The following is a 20,148-nucleotide window of genomic DNA, read 5'->3' as shown; positions in this document are numbered from 1 at the left end:
GTACCGGTGGGGCCGGCTACTTCTTCTTGGCAGCCTTGCCACCAGCGTTGACCTGCTCCTTGAAATCCGCGCCGGGGCGGAACCTCGGCGCCCAGCTCTCCTCCACCTTGATCGGATCGCCGGTGGAGGGGTTGCGGGCCGTACGGGCCGGCTTGTGCACCATCTCGAAGGCGCCGAAGCCGGTGATCGAGACCTTGTCCCCGCCCGCGACAGCGCTCTGGATGGCGTCGAGGACGGCGTTGACGGCTTCGGTCGCCGTCTTCTTGTCACCGACACGATCAGTGATCGCGTCGACGAGCTCTTTCTTGTTCATTTCGGTTTCCTCCCCCTTACGCGCTTGAAATTAGGGGACGAGGTCGCGGGACTTCAATCACCGGGGGGCATGTTTCGCCTACTCGGCGTGTCGAATGTGCCGTCCAGATAGGCGATGAAGGCGTCCAGCCGGGCGGCCGCATGGGCTATGTCCCGCTTTGCCACGTCACAGATAGCAAGCAGCCGTCGCGCCAGGCGGGCCTGCTCCTCCTGTGGTAAGGCTAACGCTCTGACGCGGCGATGCGCATCACGCAGTCGCCGCGCCAGCAGCTCTTCTCCGGTCCGAGGTTCGTTCAGACGGTCGTCGGCAGCCATGGCTGCCGTCCATTCTCGTACTCCTCGATGGCGTCCGCGTGACGCAGGGTCAGCCCGATGTCGTCGAGCCCCTCGATCAGCCGCCAGCGGGTGTAGTCGTCGATCTCGAACGGGACGACCAGGTCTCCCGCGCGCACCTGGCGTTCCACCAGGTCCACGGTGATCTCGGTCGTCGGGTCCGCCTCGGCCGCGTCCTGCAGGCGCTTGACGACGTCCTCGGGCAGGACGACCGGCAGCAGGCCCATCTTCGTGGAGTTGTTGCGGAAGATGTCGCCGAAACGCGAGGCGATCACGACGCGGAAGCCGTACTGCTGAAGGGCCCAGACGGCGTGCTCACGCGAGGAGCCGGTGCCGAAGTCCGGCCCGGACACCAGGATCGTCGCGCCCTCGTACGCGGGGTCGTTGAGCACGAAGGACGGGTCCTCACGCCAGGCGGCGAACAGGCCCTTCTCGAAGCCCGTACGGCTGACCTGCTTGAGCCAGACCGCCGGGATGATCTGGTCGGTGTCCACGTTGCTGCGGCGCAGCGGCACGGCCCGGCCTGTGTGAGTGGTGAACGCTTCCATGATGGTCTCTTCCTGGGACTGAGGCGGGCGGGGTCAGAGCTCGGCGGGGGCGGTCAGCCGGCCGGTCACCGCGGTCGCGGCCGCCACCTGCGGCGACACGAGATGGGTGCGCCCGCCCTTGCCCTGGCGGCCCTCGAAGTTGCGGTTGGAGGTCGAGGCGCTGCGCTCACCCGGCTTCAGCGTGTCGGGGTTCATGCCCAGGCACATCGAGCAGCCGGCCTCGCGCCACTCGGCCCCTGCCGCCTTGAAGACCTCGTGCAGGCCCTCCTCCTCGGCCGCCTTCTTGACCCCCATGGAGCCCGGGACGATCAGCGTACGGGTGACGACCTTGCGGCCCCGCAGGATCTCGGCGGCGGCGCGCAGGTCCTCGATGCGGCCGTTGGTGCAGGAGCCGACGAAGACGGTGTCCACCTGGATGTCGCGCAGCGGCGTGCCCGCGGTCAGGCCCATGTACTCCAGCGCCCGCTCGGCGGCGGCCCGCTCGACCGGGTCGGCGAACTGCTCGGGCGACGGCACGGCGGCGCCGAGCGGCGCGCCCTGGCCCGGGTTCGTGCCCCAGGTGACGAACGGCGTGAGGGCCGAGGCGTCGATCTCCACGACCTTGTCGAACTCGGCGTCGTCGTCGGTGCGCAGCGTCTTCCAGTACTCCACGGCGCGGTCCCAGGCCTCCCCGGTGGGCGCGTGGGGACGGCCGCGCAGGTACTCGAACGTGGTCTCGTCCGGGGCGATCATGCCCGCCCGGGCGCCGGCCTCGATCGACATGTTGCAGACGGTCATGCGGCCCTCCATGGAGAGCTTGCGCACGGCCTCGCCCCGGTACTCGACGATGTAGCCCTGGCCGCCGCCGGTGCCGATCTTCGCGATGATCGCCAGGATCAGGTCCTTGGCGGTCACGCCGACCGGCAGCTCGCCCTTGACCTCGATGGCCATCGTCTTGGGCCGGTAGGCGGGCAGCGTCTGGGTGGCCAGCACGTGCTCGACCTCGGAGGTCCCGATGCCGAACGCGATCGCGCCGAACGCCCCGTGGGTCGAGGTGTGCGAGTCGCCGCAGACGATCGTCATGCCGGGCTGGGTGAGCCCGAACTGCGGGCCGATGATGTGCACCACGCCCTGACCGGCGTCGCCCATCGGGTGCAGGCGGATGCCGAACTCCGCGGCGTTCTTGCGCAGCGTCTCGACCTGCGTGCGGGACACCGGGTCGGAGATCGGCCCGAGCACGGTCGGGACGTTGTGGTCCTCGGTCGCGATCGTGAGGTCGGGGCGGCGCACGGTGCGGCCGGCCATGCGCAGGCCGTCGAAGGCCTGCGGGCTGGTCACCTCGTGGATGAGGTGCAGGTCGATGTAGAGCAGGTCGGGCTCGCCGTCGGCACGGCGTACGACGTGCTGCTCCCAGACTTTCTCAGCCAGTGTGCGACCCATGGTTTGTGACGCCTCCTCGCGTTCAGACCCCCGGTCGTGTCTCTCATGATGAGACGGAGATATCGGGATATGGACACTGTATATGGTGAATCCCAACATTGCGTTTGCATCTCGTATGGCGAGACGGCAGTATCGGGGTATGGACAACTCTAGCGGGGTCGGAGTACTCGACAAGGCGGTTCTCGTACTCAACGCCCTGGAGGCGGGCCCCGCTTCCCTGGCACAGCTCGTCCAGGCGACCGGCCTGGCCAGGCCGACGGCCCACCGGCTCGCCGTGGCGCTGGAGCACCACCGCATCGTCTCCCGCGACACGCAGGGCCGGTTCATCCTCGGGCCCCGCCTGTCGGAGCTGTCCACGGCGGCGGGCGAGGACCGGCTGCTGGCCGTCGCCGGGCCGGTGCTCACCCATCTTCGCGACCTCACCGGGGAGAGTGCTCAACTTTACCGGCGCCAGGGCGACGAGCGGGTCTGCGTGGCCGCCGCCGAGCGCGCCAGCGGGCTGCGCGACACCGTGCCCGTCGGCTCCGCGCTGCCCATGACCGCGGGGTCCGCGGCGCAGATCCTGCTCGCCTGGGAGGAGCCGGACCGCCTGCACCGCGGCCTGCGCGGCGCCAAGTTCACCGCCGCCACGCTCGCGAGCGTACGCAGGAGGGGCTGGGCGCACAGTGTGGGCGAGCGCGAGCAGGGCGTGGCGAGCGTCTCCGCGCCCATCCGCGGCGCCGGCGGCAAGGTGATCGCGGCGGTCTCCGTGTCGGGCCCCATCGAGCGGCTCACCCGTACGCCCGGCCGGATGCACGCCGCCCCCGTCGTCGCCGCCGCCGAGCGGATAACCGAAGCCATGCGACGCGCGAACTGATCGGAGCGCCGAGCTCCTCCTCCGCCTTGCGATGCACCACTCCGGACACCGCTCCTTCCGGGCAAATCCCGGCGGTCGCGGCACTAGGCTGGCGGGGTGACAGACCGCATCGAGGCAGCCGCCGCTGAACTGCGTCCCCTGCTCCAAGAATTCATCCTCTGGGCGCCGGACAACGCACCCGGTAGCGACCCCGATCTCGTGGGCCCCGTCGCCCTGTGGCACCGCCTGATCGCCCGCACCGACGTCGGACTGTGGAAGCGCGGCGACCTGCGCACGGTCCTGCTGGAGCGCATGCCCCAGGTGGTCGAGGACCCCGACGCCGCGGCCGACGGCATGATTCCCGCGGTCCGGGCGTACCTGACGTTCCTGTCGTCCACCGGCCGGCTCTCGCCGGGCTCGGACTCCCCCGAGATCCTGCTCGCCGAGCTGGACGAGGTCGAGGACGACTTCGTGGACGCGATGGAGGACACCATCGCCGAGCGCGACTGGGACGAGGAGGAGGACGAGCTCGACGAGGACGAGTCCGACGAGGGCCTCGGCGACTTCGAGCCGTTCGCCGACGAGATCGGCGCCCTGCCCACGATCCGGCTGCGGCCCGACACCGAGCTGGCCGAGGCGGCCCGCCGGGTGACGCTCATCGCGCAGGCCCGCGACCTGGCGCTGTGGGTCGGCACCGGCCGCAAGGTGGGCGAGGAGACCCTGCTCACCGACAGCGAGGTGGACGAGGCGGTGCGCGCGGTCGGCCTGCCCGACGCGCGCAACATCTGGAACCTGTGGAACCTCGCGATCGACCTGGAGTTCCTCGCCCCGGACGGCGACGACACGGTCAGCGTGGACTCCGACACCGGGGCCTGGCCCTTCGAGGACGACGACGACGTCCTGGACGCCTGGATGCTCGGCCTCCACTCGCTCGACTACGGCGACCCCGAACTCGACGACGACGACCTCACGCTGGCCCTGTCCGGCCTCACCCGCGCGCTGCTGATCCGCGTGCTGCTGGCCGGCGGCACCCGGCGGGTGCCGGAGCTGCGCGAGGAGCTGGCCGAGGCCGCGGCGGAGTACGACGACCTGGGCGCCGACGCCTGGGCCGCGGCCGGCGACCCGCTCGCCTCCGTGCTCGCCTGGCTGACCGGGTACGGCATGGCCACCGTCGACGGAGACACGGTGACCCTGACGCCGCTCGGCGCCGAGGGCCTCGTCCACTTGCTGGACGACGAGGACATCGAGATCGACGCCCGGCCCGCGATCGACGCCATGACCGCGCTCGACCTGCTGTCGTTCAGCGCCGACATGTCCGAGGAGGAGGCCGACGAGGAGTTCTCCGCCTGGCTCGCGCTGCGCGACCCGGCGCGGGCCGCCTCCGAGCTGCTCGAGGCCGCCGCCGAGGAGGAGTCCGACGCCCTCGTGCGGGTGCAGGCCGCCAGCCTGGTGGGCTCGCTCGGCGAGGCCGCCGTCCCGGCCTGGCAGGAGGCGCTGAAGGAGCCCTCGCTGCGGCCGTACGCCGCGACGCACCTGACGCAGATGGACGTCGAGGACGCCCCGGAGCCGACCCAGGCGGACACCCACTGGCTGATCCTCGACATGTGGACGATCTCCGCCGGGCTCGGCCGGCCGGAGTTCGTGGCCAGCCTGCACGACATCGGCCCGGCGCAGACGCTCATCGGGCTGCTGGACGTGATCTGGAAGGTCCACCACCCCCACATCGAGGAACTGCTCGACCTCATCGGCGAGACCCATCCGGACAAGCAGGTGGTCAAGGCCGCCAAGCGGGCGCTGTTCAAGGCGCGGTCGGGACGCTAGCGGTCCCCCGCCCGGGCCGGGACGGCGGTGTCCGTCCCGGCCTCGCCGTCACCACGGTCACGGCGAGATGACCGGCCCGGGCCTGCGGACTTAGTCTGGTCGCGTGACGCCGATCTCACTCATGGTGAGCCCTGTGGCGTGGTGGCAGCCGGCCGTGGACCTCGTCATCGCGCTCGTGCTGTCGGCGGCCATCGGCCTCGAGCGGGAGATCCGGCAGAAGAGCGCCGGGTTACGCACCCACACGCTCGTGGGGTTCGGCGCCGCGCTGTTCATGCTCGTGTCCAAACACGGTTTCTCCGACGTCCTCGGCGGTTCCGTGTCGCTCGATCCGTCCCGGGTGGCCGCCCAGATCGTCTCCGGCATCGGCTTCATCGGCGGCGGGCTGATCTTCGTACGCCGTGACGCGGTCAAGGGGCTGACCACGGCCGCCGCCGTGTGGCTCACCGCCGGAGTCGGCATGGCCGCGGGGGCGGGCCTGTGGCCGCTCGCCGTCGTGGCCACGGTCGGGAACTTCGTCGTGATGCTGGGGCTCACCCCGCTGGCGGCCCGGCTCCCCCGCTCGAGATATGCGCAGTCGCGGCTGCGCCTGTCGTACCTGGACGGCCGGGGCGTGCTGCGCCAGGCCCTGGCCGAGTGCACGGGCCGCCGTTTCGTGGTCGACGAGCTGTCGCTCGAGCAGCCCGGCCTGGGCCGGGACACCGGCACGGTCACGGTCACCCTGCTGCTCCACGGTCCCGGCTCGATGGGGGACCTCACGAGCAGGCTGGCCGAGATCGAGGGTGTGCTCACCATCTCCTGCGGCGACGCCGACACCCAGCACTTCTAGGCGGCGGGCGGCGGGTAGAGCCCGAGCTGCGCGAGCAGCTCCAACTGGTCGAAGTACACCTGGTAGCTGACCACGAGCCCGTCCTGGACGGTGATGAGGTCGCAGCAGCGCACGAGGATGCGCCGCCCGGTCGCCTCGGCCTCCTCGCCGTCCGGCAGCAGCAGCGGGCCCTTGTGGGTGCCGGTGAGCGTGACCTCGTCCACCGCGCAGTCGCCGACGTCGATCTTCCGCCAGGTCGACCGGTGGTAGTCCGGAAAGGCGGTGAAGAACCGCGTCACGACCGACGCGATCTCCTCACGTCCGTCCGCCGTGCCCTCGGGACTCACGAGCGCGCACCCCGGATGGAACAGCAGCATCGCGCCGTCCGCGTCGTGGGCGTCGAAAGCAACGCCCCATCTGGTCCATGACCTCCCGTGCCTTCGTCACCGCGTTCACCACCCCCACTTGCTCATCACCTCCCAGCGTAGGCGGCGCCATGTGAGAGCCACCCACAGCGGGAGGGTGGAGGACCGCCGGCGGGTCAGCCGACAAGACGCTCGAAGCCGTCCAGAAGGGCCGTCAGCCCCATTGCGAAGTGGTCGCCGCGCCCGGCCCCGTCCGCGCCCAGCGCGAGGAGGTTGTAGCCGGGAGAGCCCGCAGCGGGCTTCCTGCTGCGCCGCAGCCCGCCCAGCTGTGCGGCGGTGAGGGCGAGCACGTGCCCCACGGTGAACTCCTGGAGGCACCGGACCGCCTGGACCGCCTGGACCGGTGTGAAACCGGCGTCGCACAGGACGGCGACGGCCCGGTCGCCGCAGGAGATGGCCGCCGCCGACCGTACGGGACGGGTCGCGAAGATCGTCACGGCGTGTGGGTGCCGCAGCAGAGCGTCCCGCATCCGGCGGGCCGTCTCCGCGGCCAGTTCGCGCCACGACGCCTCCCACGGCAGGGAGTCCACGTCGAGCTCGTCGAACAGCGCCTCGGCGATGCCGTCGAACAACGCCTCCTGGTCGGAGAAGTAGCGGTAGACGGCCATGGCGTCGACGCCGAGCTCGGCGCCGAGCTTGCGCATCGAGAACTTGTCCAGTCCCGCCCGGTCGATGAGGGCGAGCGCGACGGCGACGATGTAGGCGTGGCTCAGGGTCGGCCGCACCGGCCTGCCCTCCACCGTGCCGCCCGTGTCGGTCATGGCGAAAAACCGTCCAGGATCTCGGTCAGCGTGCGGACGAACTCGTCGGGCGTCTCCTGGTAGGAGACGTGCCCTCCCGGGAACTCCTCGCATCGTACGCCGACCAGCTCGCCGAGGACGTGCGCGGGCCGATGGTAGGGGCGTCCGACGCTGTCCCGGCCGGTGGCCGTGCACCAGGGCACCGGAGCCCGGCGCAACGCGGCCAGGTCGGGTTCGTACTCGTCGACGAACGCGGGCAGCTCCACCCGCAGCAGCCGCCGGGTGTTGCCGAGAAGACGCTCCATGCCGCCGGGCTCCCCGCCCCGCACCCGCCGTACGACCGGAAGGACGGCCGTACCCACCCGAAGGGCCCCGGCGGCGACGAGCCGCCCCGCCGGGGACAGGAGGAACGCGGGCGTCCGGGGCATGGTCATGGTCGCGAAGGCCACCCAGCCGCGCATCAGGCCCTTACGGGCGACGCCCTGAAGCCGGCGGATGCTCTCGCTCTCCGGGCCGCCCGGGATGATCTGCACGAGCGGCGGCTCGTGGGCGACGGCCCCGAGCAGCCGGTCCGCGTGCCTCGCCACCATCTCCACCGTGATGATCGCACCGGCGCTGCTGCCGAAGACGTACGCGCGCTCGACGCCGTGGTGGCCGAGCACGGCGACGGCGTCGTCCGCCTGCTCGGCCACCGAGGTGGGCGCGGCGGGATCGGCGAGCCGGCTGCGCGAGTTTCCCCGCCGGTCGTAGGTGATGACGGTGAAGCGGCGGGACAGCGGCGCGACGACCGCCTCGTACATGCCGGCGTCGCCTCCCCCTCCCGAGATGAGCAGAAGCGCCGGCCCCTCCCCCGCCCGTTCGGTGTACAGCCTGGCACCCGGCACGGATACGAACTCCCGCATGCGACCCCCTCGTTTCTACATCGTAGATTCTGTCTACAGCGTAGACAGGCGGCAGGCGGCCGTCTAGGGAGGCGACTGCGAGAGAGGGATTTGTCCATGAGCGGGGCGCGGCGTCCCGTAACGACGAAAACCCCCGGCACGGGGAGTGCCGAGGGTTCCCGATGATGTAGCCCCGACCGGATTCGAACCGGCGCTACCGCCTTGAGAGGGCGGCGTCCTAGGCCACTAGACGACGGAGCCGTGTGCAGTGAAGTAGTCCCGAGCGGATTCGAACCGCCGTTACCGCCTTGAGAGGGCGGCGTCCTAGGCCACTAGACGACGGGACCTTGCACTGTGCACTTGCTGTTTCCAGCGGAATCCCTTGGGGGGATCCAGCTGGGGTACCAGGACTCGAACCTAGACTAACGGAGCCAGAATCCGTCGGGCTGCCAATTACCCCATACCCCATCTGCTTGCGGGGGCCTCGCGGCTCCCGCTTGCGACTCCGAAAGAATAGCCCAGCTTGCGACCCACTACCAAAACGATTGCGGCGTGCCGCCTGATCTCGTGATCCGATCCCTCGCTCCGAGGGGTCCGAGCCTCCCGTCAGAGGGGTCCGGTCCTCCTGTGGGGAAGGGCGTGGCGCTCCTGTGCGAGGCTGGGACAAACGCCAGCACCACGTGAGGAGCCGCCAGAGATGACCTCGGCCGCGAACCCCTTCCTCAGTCCGAGCACCCTGCCCTACGGGCTGCCTCCCTTCCAGGAGATCGGGGAGGAGCACTACGCGCCGGCGTTCGAGCAGGGCATGGCCGAGCACATCGCGGAGGTCGAGGCGATCGCGGAGAACCCGGCCCCTCCGACGTTCGAGAACACGATCGAGGCGCTGGAGAAGTCGGGTGCTCTCCTCGACCGGGTCTCGGCGGTGTTCTTCAACCAGGCGTCCTCCGACACCACGCCCGGCGTACAGGAGATCCAGAAGGACGTCACGCCGAAGCTCGCCAAGCACGCCGACGCGATCCACCTCAACGCGAAGCTGTTCGCCCGCATCCAGGCGGTCGAGGCGGCCGACGACGAGCAGCGGTGGCTGCTGAAGCGCTACCTCACCGACTTCACCCGTGCGGGCGCCACGCTGGGCCCGCAGGACCAGGCCCGGCTGCGGGAGATCAACGAACGGCTGTCGGCCCTGGGAACGGCCTTCCAGCAGAACCTGCTCGCCGACACCAACGAGCGGGCCGTGGTGGTCGAGGACGTGGCCGAACTCGACGGGCTGTCGCAGGACGCCATCGAGGCGCTCGCCGACCAGGCCAGGGAACGCGGGCTGGACGGCAGGTATCTGATCTCGCTGGTCCTGCCCACCGGCCAGCCGGCCCTGGCCGAGCTGACCGACCGCTCCCTGCGCGAGCGGATCCACCGCGCCTCGGTCGGGCGGGGCGCCGCCAACGCGGAGCTGATCAAGGAGTTGGCGGTGCTGCGCCGGGAGCGCGCGCGGCTGCTCGGCTACGAGAACCACGCGGAGTACGTCCTGGCCGACCAGACGGCGGGCACCACCCGGGCGGTCACCGAGATGCTCGACCGGCTCGTGCCGCCGGCCGTGGCGAACGCGCGCAAGGAGCAGGCGGACCTGGAGGAGATCGCCGGGCACCCGATCCAGCCGTGGGACTGGGCGTTCTACTCCGAGAAGGTGCGCAAGGCCCGCTACGACATCGACAGCCGGCGCATGCGGCCGTACTTCGAGCTGAACACGGTTTTGGAGAAGGGCGTCTTCAACGCGGCGACCCGGCTGTACGGCGTCACCTTCCACGAGCGCCCCGACCTGTACGGCTACCACCCGGAGGTGCGGGTCTTCGAGGTGCGTGACGAGGACGGCTCCCCGCTGGGCCTGTTCCTCGGCGACTTCCACGCCAGGGCCTCCAAGCGGGGCGGGGCGTGGATGAACAGCCTCGTGAAGCAGTCGGGCCTGGAGGGCACCAGGCCGGTCGTGGTCAACAACCTCAACATCGTCAAGGGCGAGCCGACCCTCATGACGTTCGACGAGGTCAACACGATGTTCCACGAGTTCGGGCACGCGCTGCACGGGTTGTTCTCCGACGTGCGCTACCCCCGGTTCTCCGGGACCGCCGTGCCGCGCGACTTCGTCGAGTACCCCTCCCAGGTGAACGAGATGTGGGCGGTCCACCCGGAGATCCTGGCCGAGTACGCCAGGCACCACGAGACGGGCGAGCCGATGCCGCAGGATCTCGTCGACCGGATGCTGGAGACGCAGAAGTTCAACCAGGGCTTCGCCACGCTGGAGTACCTCGCCGCCACCCTGCTCGACTGGGCCTGGCACACGGCGTACGACGGCGAGGAGGACGTGGAGGAGTTCGAGAAGCGGGCGCTGCGGGAGGCGGGGGTGGACCTGCCCGCCGTCCCGCCGCGCTACCGCAGCACGTATTTCGCCCATATCTGGGCGGGCGGCTACAGCGCCGGCTACTACTCCTACATCTGGAGCGAGGTCCTCGACGCCGACACCGTCGAGTGGTTCAACGAGAACGGCGGGCTGCGCCGGGAGAACGGCGACACCTTCCGCCGGGCCCTGCTGTCGCGGGGCGGCAGCGTGGACTCGATGACGGCGTTCCGCGACTTCCGGGGGCGGGACCCGGAGATCACCCCGCTGCTGGACCGCCGCGGCCTCCTGTAGAGACGCGGACGGCGCCGGGGACCCCTTTTCGGGGACTCCCCGGCGCCGTCGCCCTCACTCGCCTCTGCGCGCCCGCCGTCGGGCTTCCTGACGCGTCAGGAAGCCTCGGACAGCCGGGCGAGAGCCGTACGGAGCCGGTCGAGTGAGCGCTCGCGGCCGAGCACCTCGATCGACTCGAACAGCGGCAGGCCCACGGTCCTGCCGGTGATCGCCACGCGGACGGGCGCCTGCGCCTTGCCGAGCTTGAGCCCGTGGGCGAGGCCGACCTCCTCCAGGGCGGTCTTGAGCGAGTCGGGGTCCCAGCTGACCGTCTCCAGTCGCTCGGCGTACCCGGCCAGGATCTCGGCCGCCCCCGGCTTCATCGCCTTGTCCCAGGAGGCCTGGTCGAAGACGGGCTCGTCCAGGAACAGGAAGTCGACGTTGGCGGTGACCTCCGACAGCACGGCGACCCGCGTCTGCACCAGGTCGGCCACGCGGGCGAAGACCGAGCGGTCCCAGGACGGGTCGAGCCACGGCTCGCAGCGGGCGGCGAACACCTCGCGGGGCAGCGCCCGGATGTACTCGCCGTTGAAGGCCCGCAGCTTCTTCTCGTCGAAGAAGGCCGGCGCCTGGTTCACGTCCTCGAGCCGGAACAGCGGCATCATCTCCGACCACGGCATGATCTCCCGGTCGTCGCCGGGCCCCCAGCCGAGCAGCATGAGGTAGTTGACCATCGCCTCGGCGAGATAGCCCTCGTCGCGGTACGACTCCAGGGCGACCTTGTCGCGGCGCTTGGACAGCTTCTGCCGCTTCTCGTTGACGATCACGGGCACGTGCGCCCAGACCGGCGGCTCCGCCCCGAGCGCCTTCCACAGGAGCTGCTGCTTGGGCGTGTTGGACAGGTGCTCCTCGGCGCGGACCACGTGGTCGATCCGCATCTCCATGTCGTCGACGACGTTGGCGAGGATGAACAGCGGCGAGCCGTCCCCGCGGACGATGACGAAGTCCTCCATCGCCGAGTTGGGGAACTCCACCCGCCCGCGGACCTTGTCGTCCACGACCGTCACACCCTCGTCGGGCGTACGGAACCGCACGGCGCCCTCGGTCAGGCCGAGGTCGCGGCAGTGGCCGTCGTAGCCCTGGTGCTCGGAGCCGGTTCTGGCCTTCACGTCGTCGCGCGTGCAGGTGCAGTGGTAGGCCTTGCCGTCCTTGAGCAGCTTGGCCGCGGCCTCGCGGTGCTGCTGCTCGTAGGCGGACTGGAAGTACGGCCCCTCGAAGCGCGGCGAGCCGCCGTTGATGCCGATCCAGGCGAGGGCCGAGATGATGCCCTCGGTCCACTCGGGCCGGTTGCGTGCCGCGTCCGTGTCCTCGATGCGCAGCACGAACGTGCCGCCGGACTGCTCGGCGATCGCCCAGTTGAACAGCGCCGAACGGGCGCCGCCGACGTGGAACATGCCGGTGGGCGAAGGGGCGAAGCGCACCCTAGTCACGTGAGATCACCCGGTTAGTGAGAGTTCCGATTCCTTCGATGGAGACGCCGACCTCGTCGCCCACGGACATCGGGCCCACCCCGGCGGGCGTGCCGGTCAGGATGACGTCTCCGGGCAGCAGGGTCATGACCGCGCTCACGTACGCGACGAGCGCGGGGATGTCGTGCAGCAGGAGGGAGGTGCGGGCGCTCTGCCTGACCTCGCCGTTGAGCGTGGTGGTGATCGCCAGGTCGGCCGGGTCGAGCTCGGTCTCGATCCAGGGACCGAGCGGGCAGAACGTGTCGAAGCCCTTGGCCCTGGTCCACTGGCCGTCCCTGGCCTGCAGGTCACGCGCGGTGACGTCGTTGGCGCAGGTGTAGCCGAAGATGACGTCGCCCGCGCGTTCGGCGGGGACGTCACGGCACAGCCGGCCGATCACCACGGCCAGCTCGCCTTCGTAGTCGACCCGCTCCGACAGCTTCGCCGGGTACGCGATCGCCTCCGAGGGACCGATCACGGTGGTGTTGGGCTTGAGGAACACGACCGGCTCCGCCGGGGGCTCGCCGCCCATCTCCCTGGCGTGGTCGGCGTAGTTCTTTCCGATAGCGATGATCTTGCTGGGCAACATGGGGGCGACCAGGCGGACCTCGGCCACCGGGAACCGCTCACCGGTGAACTCCACCCCGTGGAAGGGGTGCCCGCCGATCCGGGCGATGACCTGCCCGCCGTCTTCCACCACGCCGAAGGCGACCTGGTCGCCCATCGAGAACCTCGCGATACGCACGTCACGAGCCTAGTGGGGTATCCCAGGGTGGCGTACTTAAGGTGGTCAGGTATCAGCTGAAGTCGAGCGTACGGGAGTCGATGTGCCTTCGGTCGTGAAGATCAACGTGCTGACGGTGCCCGAGGAGATGCGGCGCGAACTGGAGAAGCGGTTCGCCAACCGGGCCGGGATGGTCGAGTCGGCCGACGGGTTCGAGTGGTTCGAGCTGTTGCGGCCGGTGGAGGGCAGCGACCGCTACCTCGTCTACACGCGGTGGCGCAGCGAGGAGGACTTCCGGCGCTGGCAGGAGAGCCGGGCGTTCCAGTCGGGGCACGCGCAGGCCGCCGCCGAGGCGGGCGCACAGGGCCACGGGCACGGGCAGGGTCATGGGCAGGGTCATGGGCACGGGCAGGGCCCGGCCGCGACCGACTCCGAGCTGTGGTCGTTCGAGGTCGTGGAGAGCACCGGGCCCAAGCAGGACTGAGCAGGCGTCGCCTCGCCGGGCCGCCCCGCCGGCCCGGCCCGGCGCCCGGTCGGCGACCGTGCGGGATCGAGGCGGCCCGGGTCAGGCGTCGAGCGGGTGCGCGGCGATCCGGCCGCCGATGCCGCCGGCGACGGAGTGGGCGGCGGCGCAGCCCGGCTTGCGCCGCGCCTGCTCCTCGAAGGCGGCGAGGAACTCCTGACCGAAGCCGAGCCGGGGGAAACGGGCGAGCACGGCGGCCCGGTCGTCCGCGGAGAACTCCTCGGGCCGCCGCCCCGACACGTCCCACGACGTGGCCACCTGCAGCAGGTGCGACTCGGGGTCCTCGGCCGCGGTGACCGGATCGCGCATGTGGACCACGATGATCTTCTCGGCCCGCGCGCATCTGTCCGGTGACCAGCCGGCCGCGGTGCAGAAGACCCAGGCGAGGCGTCCTCCCGCGTCCTCGACCGGCACCTCGTGGCTGTCGAAGGTCTCGGTCAGGCCGAGGTCGTGAAGCAGGGAGGACACGTAGTACAGCTCGTCGTCGAAGCCGATCCCGTGCGCCCCGGCGTACCCGGCGCCCCACAGGTACGACCTGATCGAGTGGTTGAGCAGCGCGGGCGAGCAGAACCTGGTGGCGACGGCCAGCGCGGCCGCCGCGGCGGTGGTCTGCGGGAACGTCTCGGGAATCGGAGCCGGCATGGCCCCAGACTGGCAGGGCGGGCCGGTGGGACGCGAGCGGCCGCACGGCCACTTCCCGCAGGATTCAGGCCACGGACGGGCTCCGCCCTGCCGCGCAATAGCATTCCGCCCATGACGTTCCACCGGGTGGCGGTCGTGCTGTTCGACCGGACCCCGATGTTCGAGTCCGCCGTGCCGATCTCGGTCTTCGGGGAGGAGCGGCCCGGGCTGCCGTCCTTCGACGTACGGGTGATCGGCGGGGACGGCGGCTCCGAGGTGCGGACGAACGCCGGGGTGCGCCTGGCGACGCCGCACGGGCTGGACGCGGTGGCGGAATCCGACCTGGTGATCGTGCCGACCTACCGCCGTCCGCCGGACGAGCCGCCGCCCGCTCCCGCCCTGGACGCGCTGCGGGCCGCGTACGAGCGCGGCGCGATCGTCGCGGGGCTGTGCCTGGGCACGTTCGTGCTGGCCGGCGCGGGGCTGCTGGGGAACCGGACCGCGAGCACCCACTGGGCGTACGCCGGGCTGCTCGCCCGCCTCCACCCGGACGTGTCGGTGCGCGCGGACGACCTCTACGTGGACGAGGGCAGGATCCTCACCAGCGCGGGCAGCGCGGGCGGCATCGACCTGTGCCTGCACCTGGTGCGCAGGGAGTTCGGCGCGGACGCCGCGGCCGCGATCGCCCGCCGGATGGTCGTCGCGCCTCACCGGGCGGGCGGCCAGGCCCAGTTCGTGGAGCATCCCGTGCCGGACCACGTCGCGGGCGACCCGCTGGGCGCGACACTGGACTGGGCGGTGCGCCACCTCGACCGGCCGCTCGGCGCGGACGCGCTGGCGGCCCGCGCGCTCATGAGCCGCCGCACGTTCGACCGGCGGTTCCGGGAGGCCACGGGCACCTCCCCGGCCCGCTGGCTGCTGCACCAGCGGGTGCTGCGGGCGCAGCGACTGCTGGAGACGAGCGACCTGCCGGTCGAGCAGGTCGCCCGGCGCTGCGGCTTCGCCTCCGCGGTCGCGCTGCGCCCGCACTTCCGGCGGCTGGTCGGCCTCTCCCCCGCCGCCTACCGCCAGTCGTTCGGCCGGAATCCCTCGGTGGATGGCTGAAGCCGCTCTCACCCCCGTACGGCCGGCCACGCCACCCTCGGATCCATGAACCGAGCACTGATCGTCATCGACGTCCAGAACGAGTACTTCACCGGCAACCTGCCCATCGCCCATCCGCCCCGGGAGGAGAGCCTGGCGGCGATCCTGCGGGCGATGGACGCCGCGGAGCGCCACGGCATCCCGGTCATCGTGGTGCGGCACACCGCCCCCGCCGCCTCACCGCTGTTCGCGGAGGGCTCGCACGGCCGGGAACTGCGCGAGGAGGTCGCGGCCCGGCCGTACGCCCACCTGGTGGACAAGACCAAGGCGTCGGCCTTCCACGAGACCGGCCTGGCCGGGAGGCTCGACGGGATCGACACGGTCGCGATCGCGGGCTACATGACCCAGAACTGCGACGAGTCGACCGCCAGGGACGCCTTCCATCTCGGCTTCGCGGTCGAGTTCCTGTCCGACGCCACCGGGACCGTGCCGCTGGCGAACGCCGCCGGAGCACTGTCCGCGCGGCAGGTGCACGAGAACGTCCTGGTCGTCATGCAGTCGAACTTCGCCGCGGTGACCACCACCGGCGAGTGGATCGACGCGGTGGCGGCCGGAGTCCCGCTCCCCCGTCCGAGCATCTGGGAGAGCACCGCGCCCGCCCGCGCCTGACCGGACACGGCACACCATTTGTAAGCAGTTGTGTAGTTGTGACCAGAGCGACTTGACCAGATCGTCAGAATTCGGACAGCATGAGCCGCCCCAATTCGATCTCGGAAGGAATCGGCGTGCTCCGCCGCCTCTCAGCCCTCTCCCTGTCCGCGGCCCTCCCGCTGACCGCGCTGACCGCGCTCGCCGTGGCCGCGCCCGCCCAGGCGCGGGCTCCGCACCGCACGCCGGAGTGCCAGGGGGACTGGCTGCCCGCGACCCCCACCTCCGGCGACGTCATGAGCGGCAAGCTGTCCTTCCTCGGCCTCCCCGCGGTCACGGTGGGCAAGAACGTCGACTGGCGCATGGACCCGTACAGGAACAGGTCCTGGCAGATGGTGTTCCAGTCGCTGCGGTGGATGGGCCGGCTCGTGGCCGACTACGAGTCGACCGGCGAGAAGGACTACCTCAGCCGGGCCGAGGAGATCGCCAAGGACTGGGTCGCCGACAACCCGTACGGCGGGCGCACGACCAGCAGGTACGCCTGGGCCGAGCACCCGATCGCGCTGCGCGCCCCGGCACTGGTCTGCCTGAGCAGGTACGTGAAGGCCGGCTGGCTGAAGAACAGCCTGGCCCTGCACGCCAAACTGCTGTCGGACCCCGAGAATTACGAGCTCGGCCACAACCACGGGCTCGACCAGGACATCGGCCTGCTGCGCATCGGCTGCCGCTACGGGAACCCGAAGTGGAAGAACCTCGCGGTGAGCCGCATGGTCAAGTCGATGAAGCTCGACATCGACGGGCAGGGCGCGCTGCGCGAGCAGGCGCCGCGCTACGCCATCTACGTGCACGACCGGCTCAGGGTGGCGGTCGACACGATCAAGGACTGCGGGATGAAGGTCCCGGCGGCGCTGGCCACCCGCTGGGAGAGCCTGCCGCGCCACATCAGCGCCGCCACCCAGCCCAACGGCTACATGGTGCCGATCGGCGACGGGCCCGCCGACGTCCAGCCGGCCGCCTTCGACCACGCCAAGTCGACCGTGCAGGTCTTCGACGCGGGGTACGTCTTCGGCCGCACGGCCTGGGACGACCCCAAGTCGGCCTACTACTCGATCCGCTTCGGGCCCGCGCTGAAGTTCCACGGCCACGAGGACCACATGGGCGTCACCTACTACGCCCAGGGCCGCTCGATCCTCACCGAGGCGGGCTTCCACTCCTACGAGAACACGCCGTACCGGCGGTGGACGCTGAGCCCGGAGGCCCACAACGTGCCGGTGATCGTGGGCAGGAAGTTCCGCGGGCACACTCCCACCGCGCTGGTGGGCGAATCCGTGCGCGGGGACCGGCAGTCGTTCACCTTCACCGACAGGGCGTACGGCGTGCAGCGCAAGCGGTCGGTGCTGGTCAACCATCACGAGGACGTGATGGCGGTGCTCGACAGCGGCGGCGGGAAGCTCCGCAACCTGTGGCACCTCGCCCCCGGGCTGAAGGTCGTCTCCAACTCGGGCGGGCGGATCGTGGTGGCCGACGGCGGATGGAAGGCGTCGATCGTCCAGCTGGCGATGCCGTCCTGCAAGGCCGTCGGCGGCCAGCGGGTGGTGAGCGGGCAGACCTCGCCCTACCAGGGCTGGGTCTCGCCGGGCTACATGCGCAAGGAGCCGGCCCCGGCGATCGTCTCACCCGTGGCGAAGTCGTTGCTGACCGTGGTGGTTCCGGGAACCGACCGGCCGGAGGTCAGCTGTTCAGGACGCACGCTGATCGTCCACACCCCGGCCGGATCGGTCACGCTGCGCGCGAGCTCCTCCGGCACGCTGTCGTAGCTCACGACCTGGCCTCCTCCCCCGACAGGAGACCGGCGGGCGGCTACCCGTACACCGACGGCGACGGGGAGCCGCCCGCCAGCTGCTTGGCCTGGTCGGGCACGTGGCCGAGCTTGTCGACCTCGTGCGCGAGTCCCTCCAGCACCGCGCGCAACTGCACCTGGGTGACGTCCGCGAACGTGCGCAGGTAGGCGATCCTGCGCTCCAGCTCCTCGGCCTCGGCGCTCTGCAGCCCGTTCCCGGCGGCACGGTAGGCGCCGACCGCCTGGTTGGCGGCCTCCTCCGCCTGCCGCTGCGCCTCCAGCAGCAGCTCCTCGTACTGCTGGCGGGCCTGGCCCACGATCCGCCGCGCGTAGTCCTCGGCCTCGGCGATCTGGGCGTCGGCGGTCTGCTGCGCGCGGGACAGGATGTTGATGGCGTCGACGCTGAGGGTCTGCGGAGCGGCGGACTGCTCCGGGTTGAGGCCGTGCTCCTTGTACCACTGCTTCATGCGGTCGATGTACGCCCGCAGGTCCGCCTTCTCCTTGTCGCTGGCCGCCATGTCCTCGGCGACGCGGTAGAGGAACGCGCGCACCTCGTCCTCGCTGTAGCCGCGACGCCCGAGCGAGGTGCGCGTGAACTCCTGCTTGCGGACCCGATCCGGGGTGAGGGGCTGGCGCTCGGCCGCCGGGCTTCCCCAGGGCATCTCTGCCGTCATGACTCCCGACCTCTGTCGCTCGTGAACTCGTCGAAGTGGATCTGCTCGGTAGGCACACCGGCGTCAAGCAGTCGTCCGACCGTGGCCTGGACCATCTCCTCGGATCCGCAGACGAAGACATGCTGGCCACGCCATCCCTGCAGCGCGACGTCCACGGCGTAACCGCGGGCGCCCCGGAAGAAGGGATCGTGGGAGACGACCGGCACGACGTTCAGCCAGGGGTGCTCGGCGGCCATCTTGGCAAGCGACTCGTAGTCGTACAACTCCCTGGAGGTCCGGGCGCCGATGACGAGGTCCACCCTGCGCGTCGGGCCCTCGTAGGCGATCTGCTCCACCAGCGCCTTCATCGGCGCGAGGCCGGTGCCGCCCGCGATCATGAGCAGGTCGCCCTGGACGTCCGGGGAGAGCGTCAGCCGTTCCCCGATCGCGGCGCCCACGCGCAGCATCTCGCCCCGCCGCGCGCCCATCACGAGCGCGGAGCTGAGCACGCCGCCGTCGACCATGCGTACGTGCAGGTCGATGGTGTTGTCCTGGCGCGGCGCGTTGGCGAACGAGTAGAACCGCCAGATACGCGGGCGCACGGCGTAGGAGATCGACGCCGACTGGCCCGGCCGGAAGGGGTACTGGTAGTTCAGCCGGGCGCGGATGACGGCGATGCCGAGGGTGCGCATCTCGTGGCTGACGATCTCCGCTTCCCACCAGGGCGGGGAGACCTTCGACGCGTCGTTGGCGGCGTCCACCATCACCTGGGCGACCAGGTTGTACGCCTGCGTCCAGTCGTGCGCGAGCTGAGGGGTCCACCGGTCGCCCAGGAAGTGCTCCAGCGTGGAGAGCAGCGCCTGTCCGACGGCGGGGTAGTGCGTGGCGGTGACCCCGAACTTGCGGTGGTCGCGGCCGAGCTGCTGGAGGAACGGGACGACTTCCTCCACCCGGTCGACGTTGCTGACGACCTGCCCGAGCGCGGTCACGAGCTTGTCGCGCTGCCGCGCCATCGACACCGGGAACATGTCACGCACGTCCGGGTTCATCAGGAAGAGAACCGAGTAGAAGTACAGCGGCACCTGGTCACCCGAACGGGCGACGAGGTGCCAGCTGTCCTTGAGAGCCTGCGTATCCACTCAGTCGGCCGTTTCCGCGGGCTCGGCGACGATGGACGACTTCACCTTGCCGAGGACGAGGCCGACGTCGCGCAGGATGTCCTCGCCGACGCCGCTCTCCTGCAGCACCGCGAAGAGGTGCTCGCCCACCTTGTCGTAGTGCTCGGACGTGATGCCCATGCCGGCGTGGGCCTCGCCCAGGTCACGACCCTCGTACGGCTCCGGGCCGCCGAGGACCGAGCACAGCAGCACGACCATGTGCCGCTTCAGCCTGGGCATGTCGACACCGGCGAAGTACGGCTTGAGATCGTCGTCGCCGAGCACGCGGACGTAGAAGCGGTCGACGACGTCGCGCACGACCGGTGCGCCGCCGATTTGGTCGTAATAGGACGAGGTGTTCACAGACCCTCCCATATCGGGTGCACCAGCGAGGGGGATGACTGCCACCCGAAAGTTTCCATACTCGGGGCAGTCACGCGGCTGGTCATAGTGACAGACGTGGCTCGGCTCCCGCGACCCCGGCCGCCTCCGATGGACAGATCAGAGGACGGGCGCGGACGCCGCGGGCCTACAGGGGTTGCGTGCACAGATGCTTCTTGCCGTCACCCTCCGTCGAGCCAGAGCATTGGCGCTGAGGCTGGAACCGCGGCCG

At 70.7% G+C, this 20,148-nt stretch carries 20 protein-coding genes, 3 tRNA genes and 1 pseudogene; 8 read left to right on the top strand and 16 right to left on the bottom strand.

The genetic code is table 11. From position 1 onward, the window contains the following. Positions 1–16 precede the first annotated feature (16 nt). The 4 genes from AAH991_RS05305 to leuC are packed head-to-tail and all read right to left on the bottom strand — an operon-like array spanning position 17 to position 2,612. Complete coding sequence (locus tag AAH991_RS05305; RefSeq protein WP_030506067.1) at positions 17–313, bottom strand: HU family DNA-binding protein; 297 nt, start codon at positions 311–313, stop codon at positions 17–19. A gap of 53 nt (positions 314–366) precedes the next feature. Beyond that, positions 367–627 carry an SCO5555 family protein gene (locus AAH991_RS05300; RefSeq protein ID WP_346224602.1) on the bottom strand — a complete coding sequence of 87 codons (261 nt, stop codon included), beginning with the start codon at positions 625–627 and terminating at the stop codon, positions 367–369. Beyond that, positions 606–1,193 (bottom strand): 3-isopropylmalate dehydratase small subunit, encoded by a 588-nt coding sequence (gene leuD / locus AAH991_RS05295; RefSeq protein ID WP_346224601.1) that lies wholly within the window; start codon positions 1,191–1,193, stop codon positions 606–608. Before leuD ends, AAH991_RS05300 begins: the two co-directional genes overlap by 22 nt. A gap of 33 nt (positions 1,194–1,226) precedes the next feature. Next, positions 1,227–2,612 carry a 3-isopropylmalate dehydratase large subunit gene (leuC, locus tag AAH991_RS05290; protein WP_346224600.1) on the bottom strand — a complete coding sequence of 462 codons (1,386 nt, stop codon included), beginning with the start codon at positions 2,610–2,612 and terminating at the stop codon, positions 1,227–1,229. A 139-nt stretch (positions 2,613–2,751) separates the two neighbouring features. Between leuC and AAH991_RS05285 the strand changes: the two genes are divergently transcribed. From AAH991_RS05285 to AAH991_RS05275, 3 genes are all read left to right on the top strand, one after another. After that, positions 2,752–3,468 carry an IclR family transcriptional regulator gene (locus AAH991_RS05285; RefSeq protein ID WP_030506070.1) on the top strand — a complete coding sequence of 239 codons (717 nt, stop codon included), beginning with the start codon at positions 2,752–2,754 and terminating at the stop codon, positions 3,466–3,468. 96 nt (positions 3,469–3,564) lie between these two features. Further along, entirely contained in the window at positions 3,565–5,268 is a 1,704-nt protein-coding gene (locus AAH991_RS05280) for a hypothetical protein (RefSeq protein WP_346224599.1), read from the top strand. A 103-nt stretch (positions 5,269–5,371) separates the two neighbouring features. Next, entirely contained in the window at positions 5,372–6,094 is a 723-nt protein-coding gene (locus AAH991_RS05275; RefSeq protein ID WP_428833941.1) for an MgtC/SapB family protein, read from the top strand. Here AAH991_RS05275 and AAH991_RS05270 read toward each other — a convergent pair. The 6 genes and pseudogenes from AAH991_RS05270 to AAH991_RS05245 form a co-directional block, all read right to left on the bottom strand. Next, positions 6,091–6,477: pseudogene (locus AAH991_RS05270) on the bottom strand (ester cyclase); the annotation flags it as partial. The gene AAH991_RS05275 and the pseudogene AAH991_RS05270 overlap by 4 nt on opposite strands. 137 nt (positions 6,478–6,614) lie before the next feature. After that, positions 6,615–7,259, bottom strand: a complete 645-nt coding sequence (locus tag AAH991_RS05265) for a TetR/AcrR family transcriptional regulator C-terminal domain-containing protein (protein WP_346224598.1) — start codon at positions 7,257–7,259, stop codon at positions 6,615–6,617. After that, positions 7,256–8,140 carry an alpha/beta fold hydrolase gene (locus tag AAH991_RS05260; protein ID WP_346224597.1) on the bottom strand — a complete coding sequence of 295 codons (885 nt, stop codon included), beginning with the start codon at positions 8,138–8,140 and terminating at the stop codon, positions 7,256–7,258. The genes AAH991_RS05265 and AAH991_RS05260 overlap by 4 nt, the downstream gene beginning before the upstream one ends. Before the next feature lie 167 nt (positions 8,141–8,307). After that, positions 8,308–8,380 (bottom strand) — tRNA-Glu (locus AAH991_RS05255). Between the two features lie 13 nt (positions 8,381–8,393). Then, positions 8,394–8,466 (bottom strand) — tRNA-Glu (locus AAH991_RS05250). A gap of 49 nt (positions 8,467–8,515) precedes the next feature. Next, a tRNA-Gln gene (locus tag AAH991_RS05245) sits at positions 8,516–8,587 on the bottom strand. Positions 8,588–8,816: 229 nt separating this feature from the next. Here AAH991_RS05245 and AAH991_RS05240 point away from each other — a divergent pair. Further along, entirely contained in the window at positions 8,817–10,799 is a 1,983-nt protein-coding gene (locus AAH991_RS05240) for a M3 family metallopeptidase (protein WP_346224596.1), read from the top strand. Positions 10,800–10,894: 95 nt separating this feature from the next. Here the strand turns inward: AAH991_RS05240 and gltX are convergent, their stop codons facing one another. Next, positions 10,895–12,268: a glutamate--tRNA ligase gene (gltX, locus tag AAH991_RS05235; RefSeq protein WP_346224595.1), complete on the bottom strand. Its 1,374-nt coding sequence runs from the start codon at positions 12,266–12,268 to the stop codon at positions 10,895–10,897. Next, positions 12,261–13,031: a fumarylacetoacetate hydrolase family protein gene (locus AAH991_RS05230; protein WP_169984206.1), complete on the bottom strand. Its 771-nt coding sequence runs from the start codon at positions 13,029–13,031 to the stop codon at positions 12,261–12,263. Before AAH991_RS05230 ends, gltX begins: the two co-directional genes overlap by 8 nt. Before the next feature lie 82 nt (positions 13,032–13,113). Here AAH991_RS05230 and AAH991_RS05225 point away from each other — a divergent pair, with 82 nt between their 5' ends. Beyond that, entirely contained in the window at positions 13,114–13,494 is a 381-nt protein-coding gene (locus tag AAH991_RS05225) for an antibiotic biosynthesis monooxygenase family protein (protein ID WP_346224594.1), read from the top strand. Between the two features lie 81 nt (positions 13,495–13,575). On the opposite strand, the gene AAH991_RS05220 is transcribed toward AAH991_RS05225, so the two are convergent. Continuing rightward, positions 13,576–14,175, bottom strand: a complete 600-nt coding sequence (locus tag AAH991_RS05220) for an HD domain-containing protein (protein WP_346224593.1) — start codon at positions 14,173–14,175, stop codon at positions 13,576–13,578. A 111-nt stretch (positions 14,176–14,286) separates the two neighbouring features. On the opposite strand from AAH991_RS05220, the gene AAH991_RS05215 reads away from it, so the two are divergent. The 3 genes from AAH991_RS05215 to AAH991_RS05205 all read left to right on the top strand — a co-directional run bounded on the left by AAH991_RS05215 (position 14,287) and on the right by AAH991_RS05205 (position 17,702). After that, on the top strand, positions 14,287–15,258 hold the full coding sequence (locus tag AAH991_RS05215) for a GlxA family transcriptional regulator (RefSeq protein ID WP_346224592.1): 972 nt from the start codon (positions 14,287–14,289) through the stop codon (positions 15,256–15,258). A gap of 45 nt (positions 15,259–15,303) precedes the next feature. Then, on the top strand, positions 15,304–15,906 hold the full coding sequence (locus tag AAH991_RS05210; protein ID WP_346224591.1) for a cysteine hydrolase family protein: 603 nt from the start codon (positions 15,304–15,306) through the stop codon (positions 15,904–15,906). 116 nt (positions 15,907–16,022) lie between these two features. Then, on the top strand, positions 16,023–17,702 hold the full coding sequence (locus tag AAH991_RS05205) for a heparinase II/III family protein (RefSeq protein ID WP_346224590.1): 1,680 nt from the start codon (positions 16,023–16,025) through the stop codon (positions 17,700–17,702). Between the two features lie 43 nt (positions 17,703–17,745). On the opposite strand, the gene AAH991_RS05200 is transcribed toward AAH991_RS05205, so the two are convergent. Genes AAH991_RS05200 through AAH991_RS05190 form a run of 3 tightly spaced genes read right to left on the bottom strand, consistent with a single transcriptional unit; the run spans position 17,746 to position 19,898 of the window. Next, entirely contained in the window at positions 17,746–18,399 is a 654-nt protein-coding gene (locus tag AAH991_RS05200) for a DivIVA domain-containing protein (protein WP_346224589.1), read from the bottom strand. Beyond that, positions 18,396–19,517 (bottom strand): globin domain-containing protein, encoded by a 1,122-nt coding sequence (locus tag AAH991_RS05195; protein WP_346224588.1) that lies wholly within the window; start codon positions 19,515–19,517, stop codon positions 18,396–18,398. The genes AAH991_RS05200 and AAH991_RS05195 overlap by 4 nt, the downstream gene beginning before the upstream one ends. Then, entirely contained in the window at positions 19,518–19,898 is a 381-nt protein-coding gene (locus AAH991_RS05190) for a group I truncated hemoglobin (RefSeq protein WP_346224587.1), read from the bottom strand. Between the last annotated feature and the right edge of the window lie 250 nt (positions 19,899–20,148).

The organism is Microbispora sp. ZYX-F-249, from assembly GCF_039649665.1.
GTDB lineage: Bacteria > Actinomycetota > Actinomycetes > Streptosporangiales > Streptosporangiaceae > Microbispora > Microbispora maris.
The sequence above is the reverse complement of the archived record's forward strand: the minus strand, read 5'-3'. Positions and strand labels throughout refer to the sequence as shown.